21 protein-coding genes and 1 pseudogene are annotated in these 21,966 nt (G+C 44.1%); 12 read left to right on the top strand and 10 right to left on the bottom strand.

Annotated features, from left to right (window positions below):
- Both H6F74_RS09505 and H6F74_RS09500 read right to left on the bottom strand, forming a co-directional pair.
- Complete coding sequence (locus H6F74_RS09505; protein WP_190439658.1) at nt 1-231, bottom strand: hypothetical protein; 231 nt, start codon at nt 229-231, stop codon at nt 1-3.
- Nucleotides 209-388: pseudogene (locus H6F74_RS09500) on the bottom strand (BrnT family toxin); the annotation flags it as partial. The gene H6F74_RS09505 and the pseudogene H6F74_RS09500, both read right to left, overlap by 23 nt.
- Before the next feature lie 376 nt (nt 389-764).
- Between H6F74_RS09500 and H6F74_RS09495 the strand changes: the two are divergent.
- Complete coding sequence (locus H6F74_RS09495; protein WP_199301031.1) at nt 765-1,838, top strand: hypothetical protein; 1,074 nt, start codon at nt 765-767, stop codon at nt 1,836-1,838.
- A 224-nt stretch (nt 1,839-2,062) separates the two neighbouring features.
- Nucleotides 2,063-2,605 (top strand): hypothetical protein, encoded by a 543-nt coding sequence (locus H6F74_RS09490; protein ID WP_206756298.1) that lies wholly within the window; start codon nt 2,063-2,065, stop codon nt 2,603-2,605.
- A gap of 395 nt (nt 2,606-3,000) precedes the next feature.
- On the opposite strand, the gene H6F74_RS09485 is transcribed toward H6F74_RS09490, so the two are convergent.
- From H6F74_RS09485 to H6F74_RS09470, 4 genes are all read right to left on the bottom strand, one after another.
- On the bottom strand, nt 3,001-3,741 hold the full coding sequence (locus H6F74_RS09485) for an alternative oxidase (protein ID WP_190439655.1): 741 nt from the start codon (nt 3,739-3,741) through the stop codon (nt 3,001-3,003).
- Between the two features lie 353 nt (nt 3,742-4,094).
- A complete protein-coding gene (locus tag H6F74_RS09480) occupies nt 4,095-4,580 on the bottom strand; it encodes a hypothetical protein (protein ID WP_190439654.1) in 486 nt (161 codons plus the stop codon).
- Nucleotides 4,581-4,644: 64 nt separating this feature from the next.
- Nucleotides 4,645-4,992 carry a cupin domain-containing protein gene (locus tag H6F74_RS09475; protein ID WP_190439653.1) on the bottom strand — a complete coding sequence of 116 codons (348 nt, stop codon included), beginning with the start codon at nt 4,990-4,992 and terminating at the stop codon, nt 4,645-4,647.
- A gap of 134 nt (nt 4,993-5,126) precedes the next feature.
- A complete protein-coding gene (locus H6F74_RS09470) occupies nt 5,127-5,906 on the bottom strand; it encodes a class I SAM-dependent methyltransferase (RefSeq protein WP_190439651.1) in 780 nt (259 codons plus the stop codon).
- A gap of 343 nt (nt 5,907-6,249) precedes the next feature.
- Here H6F74_RS09470 and H6F74_RS09465 point away from each other — a divergent pair, with 343 nt between their 5' ends.
- From H6F74_RS09465 to H6F74_RS09450, 4 genes are all read left to right on the top strand, one after another.
- Nucleotides 6,250-6,825, top strand: a complete 576-nt coding sequence (locus H6F74_RS09465) for a hypothetical protein (RefSeq protein WP_242021956.1) — start codon at nt 6,250-6,252, stop codon at nt 6,823-6,825.
- Between the two features lie 58 nt (nt 6,826-6,883).
- The gene (locus H6F74_RS09460; RefSeq protein ID WP_190439648.1) at nt 6,884-8,896 is read left to right on the top strand and encodes a family 10 glycosylhydrolase; all 2,013 of its coding nucleotides are present in this window, start codon (nt 6,884-6,886) and stop codon (nt 8,894-8,896) included.
- Between the two features lie 429 nt (nt 8,897-9,325).
- On the top strand, nt 9,326-10,108 hold the full coding sequence (locus H6F74_RS09455) for an alpha/beta hydrolase (RefSeq protein ID WP_190439645.1): 783 nt from the start codon (nt 9,326-9,328) through the stop codon (nt 10,106-10,108).
- A gap of 130 nt (nt 10,109-10,238) precedes the next feature.
- Nucleotides 10,239-10,727, top strand: coding sequence for a hypothetical protein (locus H6F74_RS09450; protein ID WP_190439642.1), 489 nt, complete (start codon nt 10,239-10,241; stop codon nt 10,725-10,727).
- 190 nt (nt 10,728-10,917) lie between these two features.
- On the opposite strand, the gene H6F74_RS09445 is transcribed toward H6F74_RS09450, so the two are convergent.
- Together H6F74_RS09445 and H6F74_RS09440 are read right to left on the bottom strand one after the other, a co-directional pair.
- Nucleotides 10,918-11,385: a DUF4829 domain-containing protein gene (locus H6F74_RS09445; protein ID WP_190439639.1), complete on the bottom strand. Its 468-nt coding sequence runs from the start codon at nt 11,383-11,385 to the stop codon at nt 10,918-10,920.
- 158 nt (nt 11,386-11,543) lie between these two features.
- Complete coding sequence (locus H6F74_RS09440; RefSeq protein ID WP_190439709.1) at nt 11,544-11,786, bottom strand: hypothetical protein; 243 nt, start codon at nt 11,784-11,786, stop codon at nt 11,544-11,546.
- 661 nt (nt 11,787-12,447) lie between these two features.
- On the opposite strand from H6F74_RS09440, the gene H6F74_RS09435 reads away from it, so the two are divergent.
- The gene (locus H6F74_RS09435) at nt 12,448-13,188 is read left to right on the top strand and encodes a MerR family transcriptional regulator (protein ID WP_347269494.1); all 741 of its coding nucleotides are present in this window, start codon (nt 12,448-12,450) and stop codon (nt 13,186-13,188) included.
- 64 nt (nt 13,189-13,252) lie between these two features.
- Here H6F74_RS09435 and H6F74_RS09430 read toward each other — a convergent pair whose 3' ends face one another.
- On the bottom strand, nt 13,253-14,431 hold the full coding sequence (locus H6F74_RS09430) for an MFS transporter (RefSeq protein ID WP_190439636.1): 1,179 nt from the start codon (nt 14,429-14,431) through the stop codon (nt 13,253-13,255).
- A gap of 424 nt (nt 14,432-14,855) precedes the next feature.
- On the opposite strand from H6F74_RS09430, the gene H6F74_RS09425 reads away from it, so the two are divergent.
- The 4 genes from H6F74_RS09425 (at nt 14,856) to H6F74_RS09410 (ending at nt 18,815) form a co-directional block, all read left to right on the top strand.
- On the top strand, nt 14,856-17,339 hold the full coding sequence (locus H6F74_RS09425) for a BsuBI/PstI family type II restriction endonuclease (RefSeq protein ID WP_190439633.1): 2,484 nt from the start codon (nt 14,856-14,858) through the stop codon (nt 17,337-17,339).
- A 115-nt stretch (nt 17,340-17,454) separates the two neighbouring features.
- Nucleotides 17,455-17,799, top strand: a complete 345-nt coding sequence (locus H6F74_RS09420; protein ID WP_190439622.1) for a metalloregulator ArsR/SmtB family transcription factor — start codon at nt 17,455-17,457, stop codon at nt 17,797-17,799.
- Nucleotides 17,789-18,286 carry an SRPBCC domain-containing protein gene (locus H6F74_RS09415; RefSeq protein WP_190439619.1) on the top strand — a complete coding sequence of 166 codons (498 nt, stop codon included), beginning with the start codon at nt 17,789-17,791 and terminating at the stop codon, nt 18,284-18,286. The genes H6F74_RS09420 and H6F74_RS09415 overlap by 11 nt, the downstream gene beginning before the upstream one ends.
- A gap of 121 nt (nt 18,287-18,407) precedes the next feature.
- A complete protein-coding gene (locus H6F74_RS09410; protein ID WP_190439609.1) occupies nt 18,408-18,815 on the top strand; it encodes a VOC family protein in 408 nt (135 codons plus the stop codon).
- A gap of 23 nt (nt 18,816-18,838) precedes the next feature.
- Here H6F74_RS09410 and H6F74_RS09405 read toward each other — a convergent pair whose 3' ends face one another.
- The gene (locus H6F74_RS09405; RefSeq protein WP_242021953.1) at nt 18,839-19,396 is read right to left on the bottom strand and encodes a sodium-independent anion transporter; all 558 of its coding nucleotides are present in this window, start codon (nt 19,394-19,396) and stop codon (nt 18,839-18,841) included.
- Between the two features lie 167 nt (nt 19,397-19,563).
- On the opposite strand from H6F74_RS09405, the gene H6F74_RS09400 reads away from it, so the two are divergent.
- Nucleotides 19,564-21,963, top strand: a complete 2,400-nt coding sequence (locus H6F74_RS09400; RefSeq protein ID WP_190439608.1) for an MASE1 domain-containing protein — start codon at nt 19,564-19,566, stop codon at nt 21,961-21,963.
- Nucleotides 21,964-21,966 lie beyond the last annotated feature (3 nt).

The raw sequence follows: 21,966 nt of genomic DNA, 5'->3' as shown, positions 1-21,966 counted from the left end.
TTATTTTACAGTCTTTGGAATTGTAGATAATAAGGCACGGAGCGCATTATTTACTGCTTCTGATGTCTGGAAAACCTCAGCAATATCTGGATCGAGAATGACGGTTACAGCAGCTTTGTCTGTTTGAGTAGCAAAACGGTTAGGACGAGCTTTGCGATAGTCAAAGTCGTATTCTGAGAGCAGATCGTTATCTGTGTTGTCCGGAGATTCAGAAGCCTGTGAATTCTTCATAGTCTTTGCGTTCTTTCTTGGTTGCTAGACGTGCGCTGATGATGCGGATCGCATTTGTCGCCTTCTGAGTAAAACAGATCAGCAACAGCCCATTATTTTGATCATGCCCAATAATCATTTCACGTTGCTCACCGACAGAGTGCAATTCATCATCGAACGGTAAGCAATGTTACACATCACAACCTACTCTATGCAAACTGTTCGCGATCGCGCTTATCGTTGCAGAGGAAGGAAGATGCGATTCCCTGCGGGATAGCTTCGCTTCACGCAGATTCTACTTATGTGAAAAATTTGCTTACAAAATTCAATATTTTAGAAGTTTTAATGAAGTTTGGGTTGTCGTCATTGACGGCTTCAGAAATAGTAGCTTTAAATAGAGCTAACTCGTGTTGAATGCTACAAGGCTAGAGCGTAATTGCACAGTAGTTCCAGGGAATTTAAGAGGCGATCGCGTCCATTAAATCTGAGCTGCTTTGTACGGAACCTGGTCATGGCTAGTAGTTATCTAGGCAATTTTTGTACTAAGCAAACAGATGTTCAAAATTAACATTCAGGGAATAGAAGCTGTAGCTTCAACGTTTCAAGAAACCGCATCAGAGGTTGTATCGACTACTCAAAGTGCAGTATCAGAAGCACTCTCAACAACCCAAGAGGCTACAAGTAGTGCAATTCAACAGGTTTCCAACTCAGTCACTTCTATAGGTTCAAAGTTTCAAGAAACCGCATCAGAGATTTCGTCAGCTACCCAAAATGCAGTATCAGAAGCGTTCTCAACAACGCAAGAAGCTGGGAGTAATGTAATTATTGAAGCTCAAAAGGCTTCTATCTCAGTCACTGGTGCTGCAACAATTGCTGCACACGAGGCATTCAAAGTTGCTCACAACATTAAATTTGAAAACTTACCTAACAATTTGCAACTAAAATTTGCGCGAGCTGGAGTACGCGAAGGCATTCGCAATGTTCAAGAAGCTGCCAAAGTGTATGAGACAATTCCAGCACAAATTCGCGCTCAAGGATATGAAGCGATTCGCGAGTTTTGCAACGATAAAGATTGGAGCCATATAAAAGCACACGTTAACGGTGGAGGAAAAGAAGCTTCAAACGGTATCTTCGAGAACTTCCGAATCAACCGATCTCGTGGTGGAATTGATATGACTCCTGAAGAACTTGCAGCAGCACGTAAGGTACTTGGCGATGCAGCTTTCAAAGCAAGTGTAGAGCAAGTGATTGGAGCTGCTGTTCAAGGTGCTTTGGTAGCGGCAGTTATTGAACTTATATTCTCAACTCTAGAAAATTCGCTGTCCTTTGCTGAAGGGAAAATTACGCAAGAAGAGCTAATTGGTAACGTTGCAGTTGCAACAGCAAAAGCTGGAGTGGCTGGTGGCGTAATTACAGCTATTTTGATGTGCATCTGTATGCTTTTCCCACCAATTGCTGCTCTACTTGGTTACGCTGCCGTTCCTCTTGCAGTGATTGGTATCGGCTTCATGTGCGTTCGTGCCTGGGAAATCTTCATCCGTGCTGATAAACTTTTTGGAATTACTGAAGAACTGGTAAAATTTACCCAAAACATTGAGGAAACAATTTTAAATTTTGACGCTTTGTGATAAGCGATTGCTCTTTGTCAAATTCAGTTTATACGCGCTTAGCTCCTACCAAAAAATCCCCAGCTTAGAATAAACGGTGGGAGCGATCGCGTTTATCGTTGCAGAAGATTGGCAACTCAGTTATCCTTGTGGTTGATTGTGTATTCCGCTCTTGAAGATCGCACCCTACAAGACCGATGCGATCGCGCTAATTAGTTAACCGATAATCCTAGAATTGTTTAAATATGATAGAAAATATGGTTGCTGGCGCATTTTATCCTTTAACTGGCTTGTTTGAGACTATTATCAAAGAAGTTTATGCTGAAAAACAAAGAAAGCATGAACAACGGATGAAAGAACTTCAAATTATTGCTGATTCGAGCCTTCGTGATGCCTATGTGCAGCAGCTTTTACTGGATAAATTTCTTGCTCCTGTTGACAATGCACAGCATCAAATTCAAAATACAGCTAAACACGCACAGTATTTAGCGGAAACTTTTAGCTATTACTATCAAGATCATGGTGCAACAAAAGAAGAAGCAAAAGAAATATGTCACCAACTTCGGATTTTAGCAATTAAGATATCTCAAGTTGATTCACTCTATGAATTAAAAGTTATTTATCAAGCAGCTACTTTGTTTGTTTATCAAATGTCAAATTTTCAACACCAGGAGCGTAAATACTCTTTAGAGAGAGCAATCCGAAAAAATATATTAGATGTATTAAATACTTGTATTGCTGTCGAGACAAATTTTCAAAGACGAGTTGATTTTATGAGAGTTGATTGAGGCGTAAATTGCCAGAACAAGTTAGAGTGGTTAAGCTTTTGATGAGTGGTTTGATTCCCTTTGAGATGCCAAAACGAGAAGCTAATCAATAAGAGACTCAACCGAGTTAGTCTTAGAGAATATCTGAAAAGTCATAATCGAGACGCTTAGGCAGTCGAGATCCCCCTTACATCCCCCTTGAAAAGGGGGACTAAGACTTGATTCTCCCCCCTTTTCTCTAGCGCAGCGGCTGGGGGGATAAAACTAACTTTTGAGACTTCTGGGGCATCCTCTTAGCAATTTGGGAGATTATCGCTAATTATCGGTAACAGATACCGAAAAACTCCCCTTATCAAGGGGAGCAAACTTGCGATACCAAACAATTGAACTGGTAGTAGAAATATTCTGGATGCTGATTACGACATTTCTACTGGCTCTTTTTCTGTCTGCTGTGCAATGTTAGCAGTATGCTCGTCAATGGCAGCTCTAATTGATTCTGGTAGAGGTAGTTTGTTGACGCTGTGAGGACTTTGGAAAGTTTGTTGAGCGTTGGGTTGCTGACAAGCAATCATTGTTTTGACGTGTTCTAATTCGTCATCTCGGATAGCAAAAAACACATCATAGAGATTTTCGATGTGGGGACGACGTTGTTGGGGATCGCTCATAGTTTGAAATTCATCAAATAAATACAGGTCGCCGTTATGGTAGTAATCGATGGCTACTTCCGGGGCTGGCAAAGTTTTAAGTTCCTCACCATGCTCTTTCAGAAAAGTGTCATAAGTGTGGTAGGCGTGTTCTTCCACCTGTTGCATGAAGTTATAAGCAGACCGGCGAGACACCATATATACCAAGACAATAATCCAGTAGTAAACGAAGGCTCCCGTATGAGCAACAAAGCGATCAATCCAGTATTTATTACCACCAAGTGACTCGGCAATTAGCAGGTGATGTAATTCGTTCCAAGATTCGGCAAAGTGGACTTTTAACCAGTCAGCCTTACGCCACCAACCCATAGTTTCATATAGGTGCAGGACTGAGGTGTAGGCGAAGTAGGGAACGCGAGCAACTGTTTCTAAGACAAAAAATCGCGGATATACACGAGTGCGATAAAAAGTGTTCAACAGTGCTTCTAGAAAATTCACGAGGAGTCTGATCATTTTGGTATCCTCTTAATCTTTTTCAATGGAAATACTTGCATTTAGTATCGCCCTCCCCCTTCAGAATGAACTAACAATGAAATGGTACATTTTATACAGTAGAGGACGATAGTAATTAGACTTGCGATCGCATGGTACACCTTCCCTAAAGAACATAGATTTATTAACCCCAATTTATGGCTCCTGGGCATGGCATTGCCATGCCCCTACAGAGCGCGAATGAATGTAAGTTATTTAATCCACGTTCTTAAGATTGTAGAGACTAGATTAACAGTGTCTCTATACTTTGCTTACGCAGATTGACGGTGAAAATACTGCTGGAAAAGTACCAGTGCAACAGTCTTCAACAAAAATTAGACAGCAACTAAACGAGACTGAGCCTCTTCACGGGCGGCGACAACTAGAACTAGACAAAGGGCTGCGATCGCTTGTTGCCATTCTTGACGCACTTGGGCATCTTCTACACCGTCAAACAACCCCACTAAGCGAGGAATTGAGGCTTCCAAAGCCGGACGCGGAACTGGACGATGCAGTTCCACCAAGCGCGTCAGACTTTCCTCCTGTTTAAGAAAATTAACAACCCATTTGGTAGTATGGTCAGGGCTATCTGGAACGCGCTTTAGTCCTAATTCGTTTTTCAGCCAATTATAAAAGGGTGGCAATTCATCGGCTAAAACGGCGGCGGCGGTGGGTAAAGTTTGTTGCAGCAACCCAATATTCAAACTATCGAGTTTCTCCTTAAAATTAGGTGTGTTGATTAACTCCGGCAACCTTAATGAAAGCAGTTTTTCTAGTTCGGTTTGGGAGAGATTGAGGTGTTCAGTAAAAGTGTTGAGCATGATTGTCTATTGTGCTACTACAGATATTATGGTGTTTGAGAAGAGTTGGCAACTATGAGCTACCTCAGTTTTCATGGGAAGGATGTTCAGAAAGTGTTAGCAAAAACGCTAGATTTTCCTGAGCTTGTAAAGCATGGGGTGCATTAGCAGGCATAAAGACGAATACACCTGCTTCGAGGGAAATTTCTCTTCCCTCCAAAGTTAGAATTCCTCGTCCTTCGATAACCGTAACGGTGGCATTGCGAGTTGATGTGTGTTCGGCAATCTCAGTTCCGGTTGCTAAACAAAAAAACGTATGTTGGCAGTTGTTATCTTTTATCAGTACCTTGCTTAAAACTCCGGATTTAGGATACTCAATCTGCTCTCGAAGATTACTAACTAAAGATGTGCTATTTGTTGTTATAGAAGCCATAATTAACTTTCCACCTGATAGTTGATTTGGTTAATGAACAAAGAATGGGGATTGGGGACTAGGGACTAGGGGCTGGGGACTAGGGACTAGGTAAGATTCTTCCCAATCCCCAATCCCCAGTCCCCAATCCCCAGCTACGCGATCGCGCACACAGCGATATATCCCAACTCTTGCTGGTATTGGCTGAAAACGCGACGCATTTCCAGAACTCGGCTGCGAATAGCAGGTTTAGTTAACACATTCCACAAAATACGTGCCGTATTCAGCAACCCTTCATCTCGCAACATTTGCCGCAGATTTAGCAATGCCATTGCTCCAGTTTGATGCTGCTGTACCTCTAAACCAGCGCTGGAAAAAGCGGCTATCCAATTGGTTTCTGATAGAGGTGTGCTATTCATGCGAATTACCTGCGCTAAATCGCGGTGAATTTGTTCTTCGCGATCGCGTGCTAAAAGTTCATGAGAGAGAAATTTTCCTCCCGGTTTCAGACGGTCGTGGATGGAACGCAGAATTTTAGCTTTCCCTGGTGGCGATTGCATCGTCAGAATTGCTTCTGCTAAGACGTAATCAAATTTCTCAGATATTGCATCCAGGCGGAAAATATCGCCCTCAATGACCTCCACCTGACCCACCAAACCCGCCGCCGCAATGTTGGCACGCGCACGCGCCACGCTGTCGGGGTTTTTCTCCACACCGACCACTCGCACGCCGTAGCGTTGAGCTAATGCGATCGCGCTGTAGCCAAAACTAGAAGCTAATTCTAGAACTGTCTCGCCTGCTTTGAAGTCAGCCCATTGAAACAGTTTCTCTGTGGCAATTCCTCCCCCCGGACGCAACATTTTCTTCCCAGCTGCTGCTAAAACTTGATGCCCCGGAGCCGTTTTAAAATTGAGGGTAGTAGTAGTATTGGTCATATCCTTGACCCTCCCGATTGCTGATATCTCCACTCTGACAGAGGTTCAAGAGTACGAATATGAGCCAGCTCATATTTATACCACTAGAATCAATTTGCTGGTACCAGCTACTCTTACGAACCCCCCTCAGTCCCCCCGTTTCAGCAGGGTGGTTTCATTTATTAAAAGAAAATTCTGTAACGTTGATTTTGGTTGGCGGTAGGGGCTTTTTGATTGCCATGCCCCTACAAAATGTCACAATTTTCGATATTTTCTAAGGGTTGTATGAAACCACCCTGAACCAACCGGGTTGGGGAGCAGTTCTTTGAGAATTACCTAATGGGTACTCTAGCACTACCCGAAATTGGCTATCATCGCAGGAGAAAGAGTTTCAGGCACGATGATGAGCGAATTTGCGTTTACAGTTCCAGAAACAGTCACATTTGAGGAAGCGATCGCCCTCACCCAATCAATTCTCGATAAGATGCAAGCGGGTGAATTATCGCCAGACGCGATCGCCGCAGCAATCTCAGAATTAGTGAAAACTAAAAATGGTGCCAGAGGCTTTTTTGTCAACTATCTAACATCAGAAAGCACAATTGCAGACAATCCTAGTCAGGAAGTCGTGCAGGCATTGCAATCAAATCCAGACACAGTTTCCGAATTATTAGTGAAAAATCTGGCAATGTCTGCGGGGATGGCAATTACCCATCGTCGCAATGATAATCAAGAGATGGCTGAGGGTTCGGATAGAGTGCGATCGCGTACTGCCCGTATCATAGAACTGGTTAAACTTCCCCAAGTGTACCAACAGGCTCAAAGCTTGCTGGAAAGTGCCATTACTGGCGAAGGCGAATACAAACCTTTTTTAGCAAAATGGGGTTATGATGCCGAACAACGGCAAGTTATCTCCGAAGAATTGCAACAAATTTTGAACTAGCTAACAGCTAAGAAATCTTAAACAATTAGCAATTAGCCATTAGCAATTAGCAAAAACTATGGTAACATCCCCTCCTCAATTCTCTGATATTCAAGATCATTGGGCGCGTTTATTTATAGAAGCCCTCGCCAGACGTGGCATCATTAGCGGGTTTCCCAATGGCACTTTTCGCCCTAATCAATCAATGACCCGCGCTGAATTTGCTACTACCATTAGCAAGGCCTTTGTAAGACCTCTAAAGCGAAAATATGTCCGCTTTGCCGATGTTCCATCTGGCTACTGGGCAGGGGCGGCAATTGTAAATGCTTACGAAAGAGGATTTATCAGCGGTTTTCCTAATAATACCTTTCGTCCGACAAGCAGAATCTCCAAGCTAGAAGTTTTAGTTTCCCTAACCAGTGGCTTAGAAGTTGCCGCCAATATAAAGCCTCACCTCCAAACATCACTCCAACAAATATATTTAGATGCTGCTCAAATTCCGAACTATGCAACAGATGATATAGCCGTAGCTACCAGTGCGGGAATGGTAGTTAACTACCCGAATATAAAATTACTAAATCCCAATGGTGCAGCAACTCGCGCTGATGTTGCAGCTTTTATCTATCAAGCTTTAGTGTATCAAGATGAAGCTCCGGCAATTGCATCTCCCCATATCGTCGTTCCCCCAAGACCGGGAACTTTACCGCAAACAGTTAAAGTTAGTCATCAGCGAGAATTTCGGGGTGCGTGGGTAACAACAGTCTGGAACAGTGACTGGCCCTCCAAACCGGGATTGCCCGTTGAACAACAGAAAGCCGAATTAAGAGCAATTCTAGACCGGATGCAAGCAATGAAGCTGAATGCTTTAATCTTGCAAGTACGACCGGAAGGGGATGCCTTTTATGCTTCGCAATTAGAGCCTTGGAGCTATTGGCTCTCAGGAGCGCCGGGAAAGGCACCAAACCCATTTTACGATCCTCTGGAGTATGCGATCGCCCAAAGCCACCAGCGCAACATTGAACTTCATGCTTGGTTCAACCCCTACCGCGCCAAAGTTAGCGCCAAGCTACCGCCAAACGTCCGCCCTCACATCTCTGTCACCAATCCCGAAGCCGTTTACCCCTGGGGAAATCAGCTGTGGATGGACCCCGGACTAAAAGTAGTTCAAGACAGAGCATACAACGTAATTCTCGACGTAGTGCGTCGCTACGACATAGATGGCGTCCATTTAGATGACTACTTCTATCCCTATCCCATCGAAGGCAAATCCTTCCCCGACAACAAAACCTACGCCGCATATCAGGGGAGTGGTGGCAAACTCTCCTTGGGCGACTGGCGGCGAGAAAATGTCAATCAAATGGTTCAACGCCTCTCCACAGGCATTAAAGCAGCAAAATCCCACGTCAAATTTGGCATTAGTCCCTTTGGCATTTACCGCCCCGGACAACCGGCGCAGATTAGAGGACTAGATGCCTACAGCGTACTTTATGCCGACTCAAAAAAATGGCTAGAACAAGGTTGGATAGATTATCTAGCCCCACAACTCTATTGGCGCACCGACCAAACCGCCCAGAGTTACCCCGTCTTACTCAAGTGGTGGACTGAGAACAACCCCAAAGACCGACACATTTATGCAGGTAACAATTTAGGACAGCTGGACGGAAAAGCTTGGACACTTGACGAGATTAAAAAGCAAGTTCAAATTACCCGCAACTTGAGTGATAACTTGTCACTGGGGAATATCTTCTTCAGTATGGAAGCTTTCACCCAAAATCGTCAGGGCATTTACGACAACTTCAAAACTTCAACTTATACCCAACCAGCACTCGTTCCTAATATGTCATGGCGGGACACAATACCACCAGCCCCCCCAGCCGGAGTAGCGGTGAAAGATGGCAAACTAACGTGGAATGCTGCCAATCCCGATATTCGTTCTTGGACGCTTTATAAACAGAATGGTTCTACCTGGACGCTACAAAGAATCCTTCCAGCAGGAACCACATTTGCCACTCTGGAACCAGGAAAATATGCCTTAAGCGCAGTGGACAAAATGGCAAATGAAAGTGGAGGAGTCCTCGTTTCCGTCACTTAAAAACTTGTAGTTTCTAGCTTTGTTTGAGGCACCTCACCCGACAAATGCTTATGTTATTTTCATTCCCAGGCTGCGGTCTGGGAATGAGGATAAAGAGGTGCCTCCATTTATTGAGAACACTGCATATTCTTGAGTATTCAAACTTCAGACAGAATAGAAATCTAGGCAACTATGTTAATTTATATAAAATCTGCTTCTCACCCAATACTTCTCGGTTAGGAAAAATTGTAGGTTGGGGAACCAGCCCCGTGCGCGGGGGTGCGTGGCGTTTGAGGTGAGCGTTACCCAATGCTAAATAATATTAGGTTTGTTGGGTTTCGCTATCCCACAGGCCCAACCTACTTGATCTCAAATTGTCGCTTATCCGAGAAGTATTGCTTCTCGACCTATTTACCTAAAAATCATCTCAACAAGTTAAAGGATAATTCAATGGAGCAACAATTTATCGAAAAACAAGTTAATTTAGGGGAATGTTGCATTACCTACTTTGAAAAAGGGGTAGCATCAGGATTATCTCCCATACTATTTATCCACGGCTGGGGTGTATTAGTTGAACCTTATCAAGCCAGCTTAAATATTTTATCGGAGCGTTATCACGTTATCGCGCCTATATTACCAGGTTTAGGACAATCAACCGCGCCTGAAATTATCCAAGATTACACAGATTATGGGCGGGTGTTAATTGATTTTTTAATGGCGCTGAATCTGAAAAAGGTTCATGTACTTGGGCATTCCGAAGGCGGAGCAATAGGCATGGCATTGGCAGCTTTAATGCCATCTATGGTTCGCAGTCTCACAATAGCAGATAGTACGGGAATCCCTCTGGGTTCTGTGGCGGAAGTCGTTGCCAAAAGGGCAATTGAGATGCCTGCACAGATGTGGCAAATGAAGGTTGAACCTGTGACTGAGGTTTTTAAAAACTTGCTTTATAACAGCTTTACCAATACTCAAAATCTGATAAATATGGGATTTATTGGTATAGAAAAAGACATCAGACCGCTGTTGGCAAGTATTGAATCTCCCTGTCTAATTTTGTGGGGTAAAAACGATTTGCTTACTCCCGTTTCATTTGCTCACGAATTTTATCAAAATATTAAAGATTCGGAATTAATTGTCGTGGATGAAGTATATCACGAATGGGTACTTTTCTTCCCGGAAAAATTTGCATTTATGATTCTGAATTTTATTGATAAAATTGAAAATGTTAACTAATAGCAAGTAGCAAGTAGGTCGGTTTGAGGTGAGTGTTACCCAACGCTAATATTACGTTTCTTGGGTTTTGCTCGCGCACAGTCCCAACCTACAATTTTTACTAACCGAGAAGTATTGACATACAAACCCCATGAGTGAAGCTGTTCTAGTTAGCATAAGAAGTGCCTTTCTCAATGCGCCCGGTTTATGGGAAAGTACCCTAAAGCCACGCCAAGGTAATTGGTGCAAAATTATTGATGGTATTGATAAGACGCGAACTGATGGCTATTCCATTGAAGGGTCGTTTGTAAGTCAAATCGACTTGGTAACTTATCAACAACCAGGACTTTATCTGTTCTGCGAAAAGAAGGGACGCAAGCAGGGCAATCAGGTGCAATTATATGCCCTTTTTGCACTTGAGCCGAATGCCGAAGTTAAGGTTTTTAGGGAACTGAAAACAACTACTAAAGATTGGGCGGTGCAGTTGTGGCCTGATATTGAAGCTTATATGCAAATACAGGAAACAAGTGCAGAAATTCGTCGCCAGGAATTGTTGAGAATAATTCAATCTTTGGAATTTGAACTGAGTCAACGACGTGCTGAACTGGGGGTTTTAGAAATGCAAATTGATGAAGAGTAAGTAGATGGATCTAATTATTTGTAGGATGGGTAGAGCGTAAGCGAAACCCATCAAACCCATGTCCATGTTGGGTTTCATGCCTCAACCCAACCTACATCAGATGTTTAGTTTAATTATGTCTATCTACTTATTAAGTGTTATATAGCAAGTAATACTCCCCTCAACCCAGTCTATGTTTATTTAAAATCGATTATGGGGCTGTACCAATGCCATCGATCAGCCATTCACCAATTGAACTGTTTGGGGCAACTAAGGTGTAAAATTCGGGCAACTGCTGATCGCTGTCAGAGAAAACTGGCTGGATGTAGGAGGCGCTGTACTCCACAGCAAATTTGTGGCTGTTGTTAGTCGAGAACTCTGGCATTAGCTGCACAGACTTGATACTGACACCTTTGATGATGTAGTCTCGATACATCTTCACAAACTGCTGGTAGGATATCTGCGCCCGATAGCGGGGAGAAAGCAGATTGTAAGCTTCTTGATAGTTTCGGAGTGCGATCGCTTGAAAATATTTTTGCAGTACGCTTTCGGCACGCGCTAGAGTTAAACCAGCAGCAATTTCCCTGGAAGATTGGGTTTCAACTGTTTGCGCCTGCACTGGTGCAATAATACTGGAGGTCAGAAGCAAGGTTGCGATCGCTAGAATTGCGCGTTTCATAGTTCGCGGCTTTTAGAGGCTGGAAACAAGTAAATCCTCTGTTGTCTCTAGCTTCGCTTTTCTGACCTTGTGATGACTTCGTACAATAGGATCGCCCGATTGGGTGATTTCTTTAAAATTTGGTAATGGGTTGTTCTCTTATTCCCCATTCCCCGTCTTCAGTTGGAGTTCAGTCGCTTGGAAATTTCGCTAATCAACGCACTGAGAATTGCTCCTCCCATGAGAACGCCAAGCGCTGGGGTAAACAATGGTTGCCAAAGCTTATACCATAAATCGAGTCCAAGGGGAACCCCCACCGAGTGACCGAAGACTGCGATCGCTAACCATCCAAAGCTTAGGAATACTAAGAATACATCAGCTACTAAAATCAGGTTTAGCCAATTGAGGAGTTTATCTTTCATCATCATATTTTGTCAAAAAATTGTCCTTTAACAACGCTTTCAGGTTTTCCATCCGCAGCTTAAAGATTGTCTCCATGAGCTTACCAGACTTGTTCTACTGATAGAGCAACGGTTTCGCGCAACCTTTACAAATTAAAGCATATTTTGGCAAAATTAAATTTTATATTATGACTCTTCAGTACCTAGCATGATAAAAAGTAGTTTAGTAGGTAAATGACGGGGAATGAAAGCCTAAAAGAGTAGCGCTAAAACCTTTTTAGGGTTGACATCCAAAACTTATTTATAACTTAGTAATAGTTGAGCAAAATATAATTTTGAAGCGGCAGATAAGTCATGACTGTACAGTGCCGAATTAAATGACATCGGGACAAATTCGTGTCATCACGCAAGCCGGATCGCTGCACTCTTACAGCAATTTAGGTTGATGCTCCGCTTGTAAGTTACCTGTACTCACTTTGAGTTAAACGCTAGAAAAGCCAAGTTTCACACCCCCCATCACACTAATTTGGCATTTTGACAAATAAAGAGGCACTGTACATTCTTCAGGGTAACGAATGCAATAGCTAATTTGTTTGCTTTTCCCCTTGACTCTCACGCAGCGTGAGGCTCTTACCATGAATTTATCAATTGGAATTGTCTCGGAGCGGCAAGGAGGAAGGAAGTGAAACCCGTTGCAATGAAAGTCGGCGATCTGGCAAAACAGACAGGAGTTTCCGTTCGGACATTGCACTATTACGACGAGATTGGATTGCTCTCGCCTTCTCAACGAACTGAAACAGGCTACCGACTGTATATCGAAGATGACATCATCCGGTTACAGCAAATCGTGTCGTTACGGCAAATTGGCTTCTCCTTGGAACAAATCCGAGAGTGTCTGGAGCAAAGTCAGTTTTCGCCTCACCATGTGGTGCAATTGCACCTCTCCCGGTTGAAGGAGCAGATGGAGTTACAGCAACAGCTTTATGCGCGACTGGAAGCGATCGCCACTCATCTGCAATCCGCAGAAACAATCTCTATCCAAGAATTTATTCAATTAATCGAGGTCACGATGATGGTAGAAAACTACTACACCCCAGAACAGCTAGACTATCTCAAAGAACGGCGGGAAATGCTGGGTGAGGAACGGATTCGGCAGGTTGAAGCTCAATGGCAAGAATTGATTGATCAAGCTCGAACTGCAATGCAAAATGGCATTGACCCAACCAGCGAAGCAGTGCAGCAATTGGCTCGACGCTCACAAGAACTAATTCAAGAATTCACCGGAGGCGATGCCGGAATTGAGCGATCGCTTAGCCAGATGTATCAGCAAGAAAGCGTCGAAGTTGCCAGTCGAGGTGCGATGGATTCAGCCTTAATGGAATATATGAGCCAAGCAAGAGCAGCCCTGAAGCAACCCGAATAGCGAATATCAGATTACCACTGGCAAGACTGCGAAATGAATGCAAAGCCTGCCAGTGGTAAAGAATTCAAAAAAGCCCAATCAGTAAGGCGATGGGTGCTGCAAGTAACATCCACATCGTAGGTTGTAAACCATACTGTTGAGCAACCAAACCCAGCGCCAACGGAGCTAAACCACCCACGAAAGCCGCCAGGTTATCTAGCGTCATGACGGTACCACTCTGACCCGGCATCGCTGTGTACAATTGCCCCTGAAGAATAGAGTACCAACCCGAATTAAGGAGGCCCAGGAAGGCAAGAATGACCAACTTGATATTGATATTGGGTACAACCAAAAAAGCTGGATAAAGGCACAAAACAAGGATGGCGCTAATCCTCAAATAATCTAGTCCTCGCACCCGCTCTAGTAAGGGAATGAGAAGAAAATCTCCCAGCAAGCCAAACCCTAACCAGACCGTGAGAGCAAAACTTGCTTGCGTATTGTTTACACCCACGACATCAACAAAATACAGTGTCAAAAAGCCACGCAGAACATCCAACATCAAATCGCAAAATTGCAACAAGGTTAGCCAACGTAGCACGTTGCGTCGTTTTAAGGCGTTGATGGCATTAGAGACACCATCTTTGAAACTAAGTACAGGTTCGTCAATATGAGAAGATGTCGTTGGAATTGAAAACGGATACTTCCACAACATCCCTACAAGTAATACCGTCAGTACCGCCAATATTAAAAATACACTCCGCCAACTTTGATGGAATGCGATCGCACCCGCTAAAGCCAAAGGTCCCAGGACATTGCCAACCGAACCCGCCAATGCCCAGCGTGCCATGTTTTGTTCGTGGCGGGTTGGTTCCATGTCCATCAGCGTCGCCTGGGAAAGACTGACAAAGGCACCAGATGCTGGATAAAACAGCACAAAGGCTGCTAACAGCCAGGAAAAGTTATCGCTAAGGGAGATGAGGAGTAATGCGATCGCAAAAGCAACGCCTCCCCCCAAAATCAATTGCCGTCGCTGACCGATATCTGCCCAAATTCCCAGAATTGGCTCTATCAGGCTGCTGACCGTGTTGGGTATCGTCAGCAACAGCCCCACTTGCACATAGGAAAGATGCAGGTCATTGCGAATCAATGGATACGCAGCACCCCGTACTCCATCCACCAGTTCGTCTAATAATTCAATAACCAGGAAGATAACCGTTAATAAAATGACAGTCCTAGTCGTTTTGTTTTTACCATTCAATGACATCGTGAAATTCTCCCGTCCTCAAAATTTGATCGCCAGCGCAACATCTTCACGACGTTGGCGATCGGAGGGGGAATCCACGAACAAATTCTTCGCCTTAGTTCTAAGGCGAATCGTGCGTTGGATTGGGTTCTAGAAGCTTACCAAGGAGGAAAAATCATAGAAGCGAAGGGCAAAGAAAGGACTTGCAAATAGGTTTGTAGCCTATTGTAGGCATAACAGAAGAGATTGTCTTTTTTACGAGTTGAATAAGACTCAAAATTTGTAACAACACACATATACTGTCGAGGCGGTTGGAATGCTATATGGACAGAATCTATACAACATCCCAATTTGGAGAATTAGACAGGAGCTGTCGAATCACGAGTTAGGTGTACTACAAGACAAATATATGGTATGTCTTCATATCGAACACTAAATTGAGAGCATGACGACGTTCCTTACAGACTCGGCTGACATCGCCAGGATTCATTTCTCTTCAAAGCTGAATTTGAAACAGCGTAGTGAATTGGGACAGTTTATGACTCCTGCTCCGGTTGCTCGTTTTATGGCGAGACAATTTAGCAGTCTATCCGGCCACGTCAACCTTCTAGATCCCGGAGCCGGAGTTGGGGCATTAACGGCTGCCTTTGTAGAGCGGCTATTAGCAAATCCTAACAAGGTTGAGAGCTGCTTTATAACAGCATATGAAGTTGAATCAACTTTTCTATCATCTTTGAAAAAATGCCTCATAAAGTGTTGTGAAGCTTTAGAAAGCAGAGGGATTCAAGCAAATTACTGTTTACATGAAAAAAGTTTTATAAAGTCCTTTACTGAAATAAATTTGCCGCTTCTTAGTAAATCCTCTATTCGTTTTACTCACGCGATCCTAAATCCACCTTATAAGAAAATTAACAGGCAATCAATCGAAAAGAAAATTCTTTCAAAATTTGGGATTGAAACTGTAAATCTATATAGTGCGTTTGTTTGGCTTACTGTATTACAGCTTGCTAAGGACGGAGAGATAGTTGCAATTACGCCTAGAAGTTTCTGTAATGGTGCTTATTATCGTCCTTTCCGTAAAGCTTTTCTGGAAAAAATTGAACTTAAAAAAGTTCATGTTTTTGAGAGCCGCTCGACCGCCTTTTGCGAGGATGGCGTATTGCAAGAAAATATCATTTTTCATGCCTTAAAGTCCGGAGAAAAGCCTAATTGTGTAGAAATAAGTAGTAGTTCTGGAACCAATGCAAATGATTTTTTAGAATCAAGATTTATTCCTTATAACCAACTTGTTGAAACAAATGACTCAGAAAGCTTTATTCATATTGTCACAAACCCTCTTGAAGATGCTTTAAAAGTGCAGATGGATAAATTTTCATCTAATTTGGATGAAATTGGGTTAGAAGTTTCAACAGGCCCAGTTGTTGATTTTCGTCTCAAATCAGCTTTGAGAAATTACTTGGATGAGCAAAGTGTTCCACTACTTTACCCAGAAGCTATGAAAGCAGGGAAAGTTTTATTTCCACCCAGCAATCCTCGCAAGTCGATTGCAATTGAACAAAACCAAGAAACAGGAAAATGGTTAGTTCAATCGGGTTGGTACGTTTTAACAAAGCGGTTTTCTGCTAAAGAGGAAAAGCGTCGTATTGTTGCTGCTGTGTGTCCTCCCGTAGATGCGCCAGCACTAGGCATAGAGAATCATCTTAATTATTACCATGCTAGAGGTAAGGGAATGAATCCCGACCTTGCACGAGGATTAGCTGCATTTCTCAATTCAACTTTATTTGACAGTTACTTCCGGCAGTTTAGTGGACACACACAAGTCAACGCAACGGATTTGCGTAAAATTAAATACCCTGGCAAAGATGATCTGATGCGACTTGGAAGACAAATTAGTGATTCTCACTTTGATCAGGAGCAACTTGATACGGTTGTACACAAAACTCTGTCAATTATGAGCGAAGCAATAAATGCAGTTCAGGCTGGCAAACGAATTGAGGAAGCACTTGCAATTCTCAAAGATATTTCTGCTCCCAGAGAGCAACAGAACGAACGATCAGCACTTTGCTTACTTGCATTGGCAGACATTCGGCCTGAAACATCTTGGAATCAAGCGACAACACCAAGACGCGGAATTACAGAAATGATGGATTGGTTTCGTGATTATTACGGGAAACAATACGCACCAAATACACGCGAAACAGTTCGACGGCAGACAATGCACCAGTTTGTGCAGATGGGGATAGTTGTTGAGAATCCAGATCGACCTGATCGACCAATTAACAGCCCTAAATGGTGTTATCAACTTCATCAACAAGCATTGTCACTTCTTAAAGCCTATGGTACTGAGCAATGGGAAGAAGCCCGTCGAAATTATGCTGTTTCAGTCACAAATTTATTGCAGTATAAAAATCGAAATATCCCGACGATTCCCGTAAGTTTGCCTAATGGTCAAGCCATTCAGCTATCATCAGGTGGACAAAATATATTGATAAAAGATATTTTGGAAAGCTTTTGTCCCAGATTTACGCCTGGAGGTTTAGTTCTGTATGTTGGCGATGCCGGAAATAAGTTCATCATCAATGAAACTCAGAAATTCCGAGAAATAGGGATTGAATTAGATCCTCACGGTAAAATGCCAGACATTGTAGTTTACTATGAGCGGCAAGATTGGCTTGTATTGATAGAAGCTGTGATTAGTCATGGTCCAGTCAACTTGAAACGTCACAATGAATTAAAGCAGCTCTTTCAGTCGAGTCGTAAGGGATTAGTTTTTGTTACGGCTTTCCCAAGCCGAAAGGAAATGGCTCGGTATCTTGCTGAGATTTCTTGGGAAACAGAAGTTTGGGTAGCAGATCAACCCGATCACATGATTCATTTCAACGGGGAGAGATTTCTTGGGCCCTATGAAGATCCAGAGAATTGTTCTTAAATATGTCAGACAGTACACCTAACACGACGCAGCAAGCGATCGCTTAAATCAGCACTTGACATTCTTGGATAGTTTATTTAACTTTGTAGTTAATTAGCTGCATGGTTAAATAAAAGTGTCTTCCGATCAACTGAGCGTCACCTTTGCCGCCCTTGCTGATCCCACCCGGCGTGCCATCCTGGCCCACCTTGCCAAGGGTGAGGCATCGGTTACTGAATTAGCTAAACCCTTTGAGATGAGCCTTCCTGCCATTTCCAAGCATCTCAAGGTGCTGGAGCGTGCTGGACTGATCACGCGGGGTCGGGAGGCTCAATGGCGACCCTGCCAGCTCAAAGCGGAGCCACTTAAGGATGCGGCGGATTGGATCGAGCAATATCGCCAATTTTGGGAAGAGAGACTTAATCGGCTGGATGATTACCTGCACGAGTTACAAACCCAGGAGAAACAAGATGGGCAATAAAAATGATTCCATTGATGCTCAAAGCGATCGCGAGATCGTCATCACCCGCGTCTTCAACGCACCGCGCGAACTCGTATTCAAGGCGTGGACTGACCCGAAACACGTAGCGCAGTGGTGGGGGCCGAAAGGCTTCACGACCAAGGTGACTGAGCTGGATCTGCGTCCAGGCGGTAAATCGCGCTACGTCATGATTGGCCCAGACGGTACGGAGTACCCAGTTAAAGGTGTCTTCCGCGAAATTGTGCCTCTTGAACGGATTGTTACCACTGATGAATTTGATGAAGGCTTTGAAAAGGTCGTGAACGCCGATCTGCCAAAGGGAATCGTGATGACGGTGCTTTTCGAGGATTTGGACGGCAAGACCAAGCTCACACTCCGCATTGTGCATGAGTCTGCCGAGGAGCGCCGGAAGCATGAAGAGATGGGGGTTATTGGTGGGTGGAACTCCAGCTTTGACTGCCTTGATGAGTTCTTGGCGACGGCTTGAGTCTCCCTTGCCACCCATGAGACGGCGAACTGGTGGTCTTTTGTGAAACGACTCAAGCGGAACATTAGTGTCGCCTTGCCGATACTTCCATATATGCAATAAACTCTCAAAAGGAGAAAAGATGACTACTAAAATTTTCGTGAATCTGCCCGTAAAAGACCTGAATCAGTCGGTTGAGTTTTTTACGAAACTTGGCTTCAGTTTTAACGCTCAATTTACTGATGAAACGGCGACCTGCATGATTGTCAGCGATGACATCTTCGTGATGCTATTGACTCACGACAAGTTTAAGACGTTTACTCCGAAAGAAATTTGTGATGCAACCAAAAGCACTGAAGTGCTGGTTTGCTTATCTTCTGACAGCCGAGAACAAGTCGATGAAATGGTTCGCAAGGCAGTCGTCGCTGGTGGATCAACCTACAATGAACCACAAGACCACGGTTTTATGTACGCACATGGCTTTCAAGATTTAGATAGCCACATTTGGGAACTTGTCTACATGGAACCTAGTGCAATAAATCAAGGTTAAAAATGGAATCAGAGGAATGCTATTCACGGGTCGATCGTTGTGGTGGTGACAGGAATTTCGGGTTGAGCGATCGCTAATGCAGATTGCAACGCCTGGAAGCGGTTTTCTAGTTGGTAAATTTGTGGCGGTATGGCAGCAGTTTGTCCATTTAAGCTGTTGGCTGCTGCGGAAAATCGTTGTAATTTCAGTTTCTCAATGCGTCGCTGAACTTGTCCGGGTGTGACGACAATCCATACATGACGTTGCTGTTTTACTGCATCCTCCACCATTGTTTCGATTGCTAAGGCAGCCGTAACACCAATCGATGGGACTTCACTCAAATCCAGCACCAGCACTTGATAGTCTTTAACGATTGCCATCGCTGAGAGATAATCTTGGCGGCTCCAAAGCTCAAGGGGCCGCACAATTGGAATAGCAAAATGTCTCCCCCAGCCTGGGTTAAGGTATCTTTCTCGGCAGGAGTCAGGTTCGGAGATTGAGCCGGGTCGGTGATGGCTTGGACGCGATCGCGTCCAACATCCGCGCAAACTTATCAATAAATTAAGAGGGCAGGACTCCTCGGCAAGCTGAGTAAGTTTCAAAATGATCTGAAACGCAGGAGTCCTTGCCTTAGCCCCAATTAAGATTTCTGTAGCTTAACCTATCTCAATCTCACCCGCTGTTAACTTCAAATTTAATTTGGGAACTATAAGGGTAGCAGCCTTTCTAGAGATTGGCTGCTCTTATGGTATGTGCGCGGAGACCGGAAATGCAGCCGATAGCGATAAAGCAGAAATTCCCAGTTAAACTCGACCGCACTTTCTTGATAGCAGCACTGGTAATTCCGGCTGTTCACCTCTATTTAGGATACGTAGGATTATCCACGACATTTGTCAATGGTGCCTCCGTATTTTGGCCTTCACTCGGTGTCTTTTTGGCAGCAATGCTGATACTGGGCTATCGCGTCTGGCCGATTTTATTTGTGAGTGATTTCATTGTTAGTCATATTCTTTTTTTCCCAAACAATCTTTTAATCAGTCTGATTATTCCCGCTGTCAACCTGCTCACTCCATTCAGCGGGACTTTTCTAATTAATCGCTTCATCAAACGCCACAATTTTTTAGAGCGATCGCAAGACGTTTTTAAATTTATCATCCTGACCATCCCCACCCCCCTGCTCAGTTCTCTCCTAGCCGCCGTCACGCTTTGCACAAGTGGGATTGCTCCCTGGACAGCCTTTGCAGAAGTGTTTCGTACCTGGTTGGCATCAGATAGCACGGGCATTTTGGTCGTTACACCCCTATTGCTGGCATGGTGGCAAAAATCTGAACATCCCAAAAAATTTAACAAGCAACAAATTATAGAGTTTGTATTTGTATTGGTCTGCGTAATCGCACTCGACCATATAGCTTTTTCGGGAGGATACCCAATCGAATACATGGTGATTCCCCCACTGATTTGGTCGGCGTTTCGGTTTGAAGCGCGGATATCAACGCTACTCGTGCTAATTGTGTCAGCGATCGCAGTTTTTGGCACCGTTCGCGGTTTCGGTTCGTTTGCCAAACAAGCCTCGCCCAATGAATCGCTCATCTTGCTGCAATCGTTTATTTGCGTCATCGCAATCATCACATTTGTCATCTCTGCGGTGACGAGTGAAAACCGCAAGGCAGAAAGAAAACTCCGGCAAGCGAATGATGAATTGGAGCAACGAGTCGAAGAACGGACGACTGAACTCAATGAGGCAAAAAATTCCGCCGAAATTGCCAACCAAGCTAAAAGTGAATTTCTTGCCAACATGAGCCACGAACTACGCACCCCTCTCAACGGTGTCCTGGGGTATGCTCAAGTTCTTTCTGCTGCCCCCAACCTTACGGAACAGCAACAACACGGCATCGACATCATCTATAATTGCGGCTCTCATTTGCTAACGCTGATCGAAGACGTACTCGATCTTTCCAAAATCGAAGCCCGGAAGATGGAACTGCATCTGAGCGATGTACATCTGTCTGCCTTCCTGCAAGGAGTCGAGGAAATTTGCCGCATTCGCGCCGAGCAAAAAGGCATTCAGTTCATTTATCAGCCACCCGATAATCTGCCCACAGCGATCGCCACCGATCATAAACGCTTGCGACAAGTGCTGCTGAACCTCTTGGGCAATGCTATCAAGTTTACAGACTCCGGTAGCGTCACATTACGAGTAGAGGTGACTGAAAATTCGCTGCAACCCTCGTTGACTCGACTTCGCTTTGTTGTAGAAGACACTGGCATTGGAATGTCACCAGAGCAACTAGAACAAATTTTCCTCCCCTTCGAGCAGGTTGGTGATCTCAAGCGACAAGCGGAGGGGACTGGATTAGGACTTGCCATCAGCAAAAAAATTGTCGAGATAATGGGAGGAGACATTCACGTTAAGAGCTTACTAAATGTCGGTAGTACGTTTGAGTTTGAGATCGAGTGTGCTTTAGTAACAAACTCGATAGCAACCAACACACTGAACAAAGCAGGACGCATTACGGGTTATACAGGCGATCGCAGAAGCATCTTAATTCTGGACGATCGATGGGAAAATCGCTCGGTCTTTGTTAACTTGCTGCAACCGTTGGGATTCACCGTCATTGAAGCCAGTGATGGACGGGAAGGCTTGGAGAAGGCGCATCAAGTTCAACCAGATTTGATTATTACTGACCTACTCATGCCCAACATGAACGGTTGGGATTTTCTCGCGCTTCTGCGCCAGTCAGAAACGTTCAAGGATGTGCCAGTCATTGTGTCATCGGCAAGCGTTTACGATACCGATCGCCAGAAAAGCCTAGCAGCAGGCGGCAACGATTTTCTAGCTAAACCCTTGCAAGCCGAGGATTTATATCACATCTTGGCAAAACATCTACAACTAGACTGGATCTATGCGGAGCCAAACCCTATTGAATCAGCGATCGCAACACGCTTGGCAAACGCAACCCCAACGGAACTCGCTGTGCCACCCCTATCTGAACTGTCGAGCCTGCTGGAATGTGCCAAGCGAGGACAAATCAAAGGCATCCAACAAGAACTGGAACGACTTGCCCAGCTAGATGAAAGTTATCAGCCGTTTGTCAATAAATTAAGTTTGTTTGTAAAAGAATTTAATATTCGGAAAATTCGCCAATTTCTTCAGGAAAAGGTGGGGTGATTT

Source organism: Trichocoleus sp. FACHB-90 (assembly GCF_014695505.1).
In the GTDB taxonomy this organism is placed as follows: domain Bacteria; phylum Cyanobacteriota; class Cyanobacteriia; order Cyanobacteriales; family FACHB-T130; genus Funiculus; species Funiculus sociatus.
This window is presented reverse-complemented; position numbering and strand designations above follow the sequence as displayed.

What these genes read in the sequence shown, in the direction of transcription:
- H6F74_RS09505 (WP_190439658.1), bottom strand. Translation starts at nt 231, where the DNA reads ATGAAGAATTCACAGGCTTCTGAATCTCCGGACAACACAGATAACGAT.
- H6F74_RS09495 (WP_199301031.1), top strand. Translation starts at nt 765, where the DNA reads ATGTTCAAAATTAACATTCAGGGAATAGAAGCTGTAGCTTCAACGTTT.
- H6F74_RS09490 (WP_206756298.1), top strand. Translation starts at nt 2,063, where the DNA reads ATGATAGAAAATATGGTTGCTGGCGCATTTTATCCTTTAACTGGCTTG.
- H6F74_RS09485 (WP_190439655.1), bottom strand. Translation starts at nt 3,741, where the DNA reads ATGATCAGACTCCTCGTGAATTTTCTAGAAGCACTGTTGAACACTTTT.
- H6F74_RS09480 (WP_190439654.1), bottom strand. Translation starts at nt 4,580, where the DNA reads ATGCTCAACACTTTTACTGAACACCTCAATCTCTCCCAAACCGAACTA.
- H6F74_RS09475 (WP_190439653.1), bottom strand. Translation starts at nt 4,992, where the DNA reads ATGGCTTCTATAACAACAAATAGCACATCTTTAGTTAGTAATCTTCGA.
- H6F74_RS09470 (WP_190439651.1), bottom strand. Translation starts at nt 5,906, where the DNA reads ATGACCAATACTACTACTACCCTCAATTTTAAAACGGCTCCGGGGCAT.
- H6F74_RS09460 (WP_190439648.1), top strand. Translation starts at nt 6,884, where the DNA reads ATGGTAACATCCCCTCCTCAATTCTCTGATATTCAAGATCATTGGGCG.
- H6F74_RS09455 (WP_190439645.1), top strand. Translation starts at nt 9,326, where the DNA reads ATGGAGCAACAATTTATCGAAAAACAAGTTAATTTAGGGGAATGTTGC.
- H6F74_RS09450 (WP_190439642.1), top strand. Translation starts at nt 10,239, where the DNA reads ATGAGTGAAGCTGTTCTAGTTAGCATAAGAAGTGCCTTTCTCAATGCG.
- H6F74_RS09445 (WP_190439639.1), bottom strand. Translation starts at nt 11,385, where the DNA reads ATGAAACGCGCAATTCTAGCGATCGCAACCTTGCTTCTGACCTCCAGT.
- H6F74_RS09440 (WP_190439709.1), bottom strand. Translation starts at nt 11,786, where the DNA reads ATGAAAGATAAACTCCTCAATTGGCTAAACCTGATTTTAGTAGCTGAT.
- H6F74_RS09430 (WP_190439636.1), bottom strand. Translation starts at nt 14,431, where the DNA reads ATGTCATTGAATGGTAAAAACAAAACGACTAGGACTGTCATTTTATTA.
- H6F74_RS09425 (WP_190439633.1), top strand. Translation starts at nt 14,856, where the DNA reads ATGACGACGTTCCTTACAGACTCGGCTGACATCGCCAGGATTCATTTC.
- H6F74_RS09415 (WP_190439619.1), top strand. Translation starts at nt 17,789, where the DNA reads ATGGGCAATAAAAATGATTCCATTGATGCTCAAAGCGATCGCGAGATC.
- H6F74_RS09410 (WP_190439609.1), top strand. Translation starts at nt 18,408, where the DNA reads ATGACTACTAAAATTTTCGTGAATCTGCCCGTAAAAGACCTGAATCAG.
- H6F74_RS09400 (WP_190439608.1), top strand. Translation starts at nt 19,564, where the DNA reads ATGCAGCCGATAGCGATAAAGCAGAAATTCCCAGTTAAACTCGACCGC.